Genomic DNA, 5,512 nt, shown 5'->3' on the forward strand with positions numbered 1-5,512 from the left:
GCGGAAGAGTTGTGGGGGCTTCGCGCCGCGGATCCGCAGGCCCGTACGGGGCAGGCGGGCGCGGCGGGGGCGAAGGGCACGGGCGCGAAGGGCGATGCGACGGCGGGACCGGGTTCCGGTCCGCTGCTGCCTCGCAACCGCGACCTGGTGAAGCGGTACTTCGGTGGTCGGTAGTCCAGCAGGGGGAATCGACGTGGCAGCGGAGCTTCTGAGTCCCGCCGAGGCACAAGGCGCGGCGGATGTAGCCTCCCGGCTCAAGGCCGGGCTCAACCAGGTGATGCTCGACCAGGAAGGGGTCGTCGAGCAGGTCGTGGTGGCCGTGCTCGCCCGGGGCCACGTGCTCCTGGAGGGCCTGCCCGGTCTGGGCAAGACGGAGCTGTGCAAGGCCCTGGCGCGGCTGCTCGCGCTGCCCTTCCGCCGCATCCAGTTCACCCCCGACCTCTTGCCCGGCGACATCACCGGCACCTACGTGCTGGAGGGCGAGGCGCGCCGCGACTTCGTCTTCCGCGAAGGGCCCCTCTTCGCGAGCCTCGTGCTCGCGGATGAAATCAACCGCTCCAGCCCGAAGACGCAGTCCGCGCTGCTGGAGGCCATGCAGGAGCGCTCGGTGACGGTGCTGGGCCAGACGCGGCCCCTGCCCGACCCGTTCTTCGTGCTCGCCACGCAGAACCCCATCGAGCTGGAGGGCACCTACCCGCTGCCCGAAGCGCAATTGGACCGCTTCCTCTTCCGCATCCTGGTGCCGCCCGTGGGCGCGAAGACGCTGCGCACCCTGCTCACCACGCGCGTGCGCGGCGCGCCTCCCGCGCAGGAGCCCGTGCTGGACGCGGAGGGCCTGTCGCGCCTGTTCGCCGCCGTGGACCGCGTGCACCTGCCCGGCCCGGTGGCGGACTTCATCGGCCGGCTGGTGGAGGCCTCCGACCCGCGTCAGGCCTCCGCCCCCGACGCCGTGCGCCGCTTCGTGCGCTTCGGCGCGAGCCCCCGCGCGGCCCTGGCCCTGGCCGCCGCGGGCCGCGCGCTCGCGCTCCTGAACGGCCGACCCAACGTGGGCTTCGATGACGTGGTGGCCGCCGCCTCCTCCGTCCTCAACCACCGGCTGGTGCTGGCCTACGAGGCCTCCCTGGAGAAGGTGACCGCGCCGGACGTGGTGCGCGAGCTGCTCAAAGCCGTCCCCGAGGTGCCCCGTGGCTAGGCGCGTGCTGCTCGCGGTGGGCCTGCTCTGGACGACGCTCGCGGGCGCCACCGATACGCCTGCGACGGCGGTGACCGCCATGGCGGAGGCCGCGGAGGCGGCGGACAAGGCCTCCGGCTACCGCGAGGTGGTGGAGACGCCGGAGACCTTTCCCGAGGAGGGCGACCTCAAGGCCACCCTGCGCTCCGTCACGCTGGTGCCGCAGCGGGGCTACACCCCCATCCAGGTGACGGTGCACAACAGCAGCGGCCAGCCGCGCCCGGTGCGCCTGTCCATCCACAGCCAGGGGCGCGTCACGGAGCGCTCGCTCCAGTTGGGGCCGCGCGAGCGCGTCGTCACCTACCTGATGCTGCCCGCGGACATCCAATCCGGTCAGCTCCACATGGACTCGCCCGGGATGCCCACCGCCACCGAGGGCTTCTACCTGGACGGCTACCGGGGAGCGCGCGTGATGGTCCTGGGCGACTTGAAGTCCTTCGTGAGCACGACCCAACTGGACCGCGCGGAGGAGAACCGGGAGCCGCTCGTCGCTACGCGCTTCCTTGATGCGCGCGTGGCCCCTCGCGAACTGGCCGCGTACGTGGGCTACGACGCAGTGCTCGTGACGGCGCCGCCGGGAGAGGTGCCCGACGACGTCTGGGCCGTGCTGGAGTCCTTCGCGCTGGTCGGCGGCCGCCTGGTGCTGGCCCAGCCGCCGGCCAATCCGCGCCTGCACTTCCCGCTGCTCCAGGACACCGACGCGGAGCTGGCTTCGTATGGCTTTGGTCAGGTGCGCCAGTTCCTCGGCTGCCGTGACACGCCCGGGTTGTGCGGGCAGCGGCTCGCGGAGGATGCGGCCGGGGCGTCCGGCGTGGTGGTGCCCGCGGGGCCGCCACCGCGGTGGGACCGCAGCAGCCTCTTGCGCGACGGGAGGGCGCCACTATTGGAAAGCGCGCGCGCGCCCGTGGGCCGCTTCATGCTGCTCATCTTCCTCTTCACGCTCGCGGCGGGCCCGGGTGGATTGATGCTCGCCCGGCGCAAGGGGCCGCTGGCGGTGCTCATCGCCGTGCCCACGCTGGCGGCCATCACGTGTCTGGGACTGGTGGCCTGGTCGGTGCTGGTGGACGGCTTCCGCGTGCACGCCGCGCGCTACAGCCTCACGTTGCTGGACCGCGAACGCTCGCGCGCGGTGACGGTGGGCCTCACCGCCTGGTACGCCAACCTGACCGAAGGGGGCGTGAGCATGCCCGCCTCCAGCGTGCTGTTGTCCCCCATGGAGCCGGAGGATCCGCCGAGCGGCCTGGACTGGACGCGGGGGATGGTCCTGCGCGACAGCTTCCTGCCCTCGCGCACCTACCGCGAGTGGGGCGAGGTGGCCGTGCTCCCGTCGCGGGCGCGGCTCACCGTGCGCAAAGCGGAGGACGGGATCGTCGTGCAGAACGCGTTGGGGGCGGCGGTGGAGGCGGGCCGCGTGCGCTTCCAGGGACAGCTCTGGGACCTGCCCGCGGTGGCGGATGGCGCCGAGGCGAAGGCCGAGCTCATCACCAGCGAGAAGAACGTGGCGCTGCTCGACCTCGAACAGAATCATCCGTTGAGCCTGACGTACCAGCCGGGCCTGCGCTTCCCGGCGGCGGCGTCGGCGCTCGATGGCGACCTGCCTGATGGCGACTTCCTGGTCCGCCTGGGCGGCCGGGGCTTCGCGCCCACGGCGGCGGTGGACGTGGATCTGGAGGCGGGGGTGCACCTGATGCGCGGTGGGTTCGAGGAGGTGCGGCCATGAGCCTGTTGGAAGTGAAGGGCCTGCGGCGCGACTATGGAGCGCTGCGCGCGGTGGATGACGTGACCTTCTCGCTGGAGGCCGGCGGCATCCTGGGCTTCATCGGTCCCAACGGCGCGGGCAAGAGCACCACGCTGCGCATCCTGGCCACGCTGGACGTGCCCACGGCTGGAGAGGTGCTGCTGGACGGCAAGTCCCTGGTGGACGCGCCGGATCAGGCCAGGCCGCTGCTGGGCTACATGCCGGACCGCTACGGCACCTACGACGACGTCACCGTGAGGGAGTTCCTGGACTTCTTCGCGCGCGCGTACGGGCTGAAGGGCGCGCAGCGGCGGCAGCGGGTGGACTCGGTGATGGAGTTCACGGGGTTGATTCCCCTGGCGGAGAAGCTCACCACGGAGCTGTCCAAGGGCATGCGTCAGCGCGTGGCCCTGGGGCGCACGCTGCTGCATGACCCCCGGCTGCTGTTGCTGGACGAGCCCGCGGACGGCCTGGATCCCCGGGCGCGCATCGAGCTGCGGGAGCTGCTGCGCGCGCTGGCGGATCAAGGCAAGGCGGTCATCATCTCCAGCCACATCCTCACGGAGCTGGCGGAGATCTGCGACTCCTGCGTCATCATCGAACAGGGGCGCCTGCTGGCGCAGGGGCGCGTGGAGGACCTGCTGCGCTCGGGCGCGGACGCTTCCCAGGTGGTGGAGCTGGTGGTGCGCCTGGCGGCGGGGACCGAGGGCGAGGCGGTGGGGGCTCGCGCGGAGCGACTGATGTTGGAGCAGCCGCGCGTGAAGGACGTGACGCGCGAGGCGAGCGCGCTGCGGGTGCGATTGGAACTGGAGCCGGGCTCGGGCCCGATGCAGGCGGAGGCCGCCGCGGCGGCGCTGCTGGCGGCGCTGGTGGCGCAGGGGTTGCCGGTGTGTGCCTTCAGCCCGCGCGAGCGCAACCTGGAAGATGCCTTCATGACGGTGACGAAGGGGAGGGTGGCGTGAGCACGCAAGCAAGTCCGGCGTCGGGTGCGTCCGAGGCGGTCCCCGTCTCCCCGGCCGGGGTGTCCGACCGGTGGGAGAAGTGGGGCGACCGGCTCAACCCGCTGGTGGTGAAGGAGGTGCGGCAGGGGCTGCGCACGCGCGTCTTCTGGGTGTGCTTCGGGCTGCTCCTGTTGTCGTGCCTGGTGCTGTCGCTCATCGCGTACGTGAACACGCGGGGGACGTCGTATTCGCGCGAGGGGCGCACGTACTTCTTCTCCTTCTTCGTGTGCCTGGGGCTGGTGCACTTCGGGGTCATCCCCTTCAACGCGTACCGTTCGCTGGCGCGCGAGCGCGAGGACGAGACGTGGTCGCTGCTGCTGCTCACGGGGCTGGGGCCCCGGCGCATCCTGGGCGGCAAGGTGACGTCCTTCCTGGTGCAGGCGGCGCTGTACGCGTCGGCGGTGGGGCCGTTCCTGCTGTTCAGCTACTTCCTCAACGGCATCGACCTGCCCACCATCCTGATGGTGTTGATGCTGGGCGGGGCGTGGCTGATGTTCCTCACGTTCGCGTCGGTGTGCGCGGCGACGCTGGCGGACGGGCGGCTGGGGCGGGCCTTCGTGCGCTTCGCGCTGGTGGCCGCGCTGGTGGTGACGTTCTTCCAGGCGCTCACCTTCATCTTCGTGATGACGGAGGGCCGGGGGCGCGGGTTCTCCTTCGACAAGGAGTTCTTCCTGGCGCTGGGCGCGGGGCTGTGGCTGCTGCTGTCGGACGGGTGGCTGCTGTTCGAGGCGGCGGTGGCGCGGCTGTCGCTCGTGACGGAGAACTACACGCGGCATCCCCGGCGGGTGCTGGTGGTCCAGACCGTGCTGACGTTCCTGGGCGTGGCGGCGGTGTGGTGGTTGCTGGACCGGGACCACGACGTCCCGAGCGTCGCGGGCATCCTGGGCGGGCTGCACCTCATCCTCACCGGCCTCTTCACGGTGTCGGACGTGGATGGCCAGTCCCGGCCGCTGCGCGCGGGCACGCGGCCCTGGTCGCTCTTCAGGACCGGCGCCCTGCGCGGCTTCCGGCTGTCGGTGTTGCTGCTGCTGGGCTGGGCGGCCGGGTGCGCGGGGCTGCTGTGGGCTTCGGACCCTTCGACCGAGGGAATGCGCATGGGGATGGCGCTGGTGGCGCTGGCGCTCTACGGCGTCATCTACCTGTCGGTGGCGCTGCTGCTGGGACGGATGCCGAAGTCGAGCCGGTTCGCGTCGCCCGTGTCGGTGCGGTTGCTCTTCGTCGCGGCGGGAGCGCTGGGGGCCGGGGTTCCTCCGCTGCTGGCGGTGTTCCTGGGGCTGGAGGCGGGGGATGAGTTGATCAACCTGCTCAACCCCGTGGTGGGGACGCTGAACTTCGGTCGCTATGACTGGAATGATCCGTCCGGTCTCCGGATGCCGCCGGAGCTGCTGTTGTGCGTGGCCCTGGTGGCGCTCCTGTGCGCGTTCGCGGCGGACCGGGTGCTTGTCCGGCGCGAGCGTGAGGCCCACGCGCCGTGAGTTCGCGGCTGGACGAGGCGGAGGTGGCGCGGCTGGTGCCGGGGTTGAGCCTGGCGCTGCCGCGCGT

At 71.8% G+C, this 5,512-nt stretch carries 4 protein-coding genes; all 4 read left to right on the forward strand.

Annotated features, from left to right (window positions below; all coding sequences use genetic code 11):
- Nucleotides 1-193: 193 nt before the first annotated feature.
- The 4 genes from D7Y13_RS37685 to D7Y13_RS37700 are packed head-to-tail and all read left to right on the forward strand — an operon-like array spanning nucleotide 194 to nucleotide 5,445.
- Nucleotides 194-1,192 carry an AAA family ATPase gene (locus D7Y13_RS37685; RefSeq protein ID WP_120537990.1) on the forward strand — a complete coding sequence of 333 codons (999 nt, stop codon included), beginning with the start codon at nucleotides 194-196 and terminating at the stop codon, nucleotides 1,190-1,192.
- Entirely contained in the window at nucleotides 1,185-2,951 is a 1,767-nt protein-coding gene (locus tag D7Y13_RS37690; protein ID WP_147444506.1) for a hypothetical protein, read from the forward strand. The genes D7Y13_RS37685 and D7Y13_RS37690 overlap by 8 nt, the downstream gene beginning before the upstream one ends.
- The gene (locus D7Y13_RS37695; protein WP_120585667.1) at nucleotides 2,948-3,931 is read left to right on the forward strand and encodes an ABC transporter ATP-binding protein; all 984 of its coding nucleotides are present in this window, start codon (nucleotides 2,948-2,950) and stop codon (nucleotides 3,929-3,931) included. Before D7Y13_RS37690 ends, D7Y13_RS37695 begins: the two co-directional genes overlap by 4 nt.
- The gene (locus D7Y13_RS37700; RefSeq protein ID WP_199732953.1) at nucleotides 3,928-5,445 is read left to right on the forward strand and encodes an ABC transporter permease; all 1,518 of its coding nucleotides are present in this window, start codon (nucleotides 3,928-3,930) and stop codon (nucleotides 5,443-5,445) included. The genes D7Y13_RS37695 and D7Y13_RS37700 overlap by 4 nt, the downstream gene beginning before the upstream one ends.
- Nucleotides 5,446-5,512 lie beyond the last annotated feature (67 nt).

Source organism: Corallococcus praedator, assembly GCF_003612125.1.
GTDB lineage: Bacteria > Myxococcota > Myxococcia > Myxococcales > Myxococcaceae > Corallococcus > Corallococcus praedator.

Coding starts and splice junctions, on each gene's coding strand:
- D7Y13_RS37695 (WP_120585667.1), top strand. CDS start 2,948: ATGAGCCTGTTGGAAGTGAAGGGCCTGCGGCGCGACTATGGAGCGCTG.